Origin of the sequence: Caballeronia sp. BR00000012568055 (genome assembly GCF_029439455.1) — a bacterium.
Lineage (GTDB): Bacteria > Pseudomonadota > Gammaproteobacteria > Burkholderiales > Burkholderiaceae > Caballeronia.
Window position 1 is genome coordinate 3,266 of record NZ_JAQFVG010000149.1, and the last position, 1,197, is coordinate 4,462.

Consider the following 1,197-nt stretch of genomic DNA (forward strand, 5'->3'; position numbering starts at 1 on the left):
TTGCTATCGTCTTTACGTTTGGCGAAAGCCTGATCCTTCCTGCGTCGAATATCGGACTCGCCAACCTGACGACAGACGGGAATGCAGGCAGCTATTTCGGTGCTTCGGCGGTTTCGTGGGCGGTCGGAGGGGTGCTCGGTAACTTCATCGGCACTCAGGCCGCAAGCTGGACCGTGCCTGCGCTGGGATGGGTCACCTTCACGGCGATTGCCTTGACGGGCCTGCTGGCCTTCCGGAGGGGACACTCATGATCGACGAAGGTTCGCACGCCCGGAAGGGAACGACCGGAACAACCCTCATGATGGTGGGTCGTGCGCACGACGCGCATTTCGGCTTCGTCAATCCGCCGGTCTATCGCGGGTCGACGGTTCTTTTCGGATCCTTTGATGAAATGGCGCCGGGCGCTGCACCGTACCACTACGGACGTTGGGGGACACCCACGACGGACGGGCTGTGCGAGGCGATGGCGGAAATCGAACATGGCGCTGCCGCGCTTGTGATGTGTTCGGGTCTGGCGACCATCGCAACTGTTCTGCAGGCGTTGGCGTCGCCCGGGAACCGTGTGTTGATTTCGCGTTCGTCCTACGCCGCCGCACGAAAGTTCTGCGATAGCGCACTGCTTCGACAGGGCGTATTCATCGACGAATTTTCGCTTGGAGATCTGGTCGAACTCGCGGCCAACCTCAGCGAGCAGACATGCGCGGTCTATCTGGACCTCCCGGGTTCGTCGAACTTTGATATGTGCGTGCTACGTGATGTTGTCGAGATCGCAGGGCGCGTGCCGGTGATTGTCGACAATACCTGGGCGACGCCGTATTTTTTCAATCCGCTCGATCACGGTGCGAGTGTCGTCATTCACAGCATGTCGAAGTACATCGGCGGTCACTCCGATTCGATAGTCGGCGCGGCCGTGTTCGCGAGCCTTGAGATATATGACCGCGTGAAGAGCATGAGTCGTCTGACGGGGCAGGCTGTAGGTGCGGACGACGCGAACCTCGCGTTGCGAGGATTGCGGACGTTGGCGGTGCGGATGGACCGGCATTTTCGATCGGCCTGCGATATCGCGTCCTGGTTGCAGGATCATCCGTTGATTGAGTGTGTGCATTATCCGCCACTGCCGGGGGACCGGGGGCACACGGCATGGCGAACGCAGTATTCGGGCGCAGGCGGCACGTTTACCTGTCTGCTCGACGACGG

1 protein-coding gene and 1 pseudogene are annotated in these 1,197 nt (G+C 60.6%); both read left to right on the forward strand.

Annotated features, from left to right (window positions below):
* Positions 1-251 (forward strand): annotated as a pseudogene (locus P7F28_RS08115) (hypothetical protein); the annotation flags it as partial.
* Positions 248-1,197 (forward strand): PLP-dependent aspartate aminotransferase family protein (locus P7F28_RS08120; RefSeq protein WP_277183998.1); only part of this gene is annotated, 950 nt, incomplete at its 3' end. The pseudogene P7F28_RS08115 and the gene P7F28_RS08120, both read left to right, overlap by 4 nt.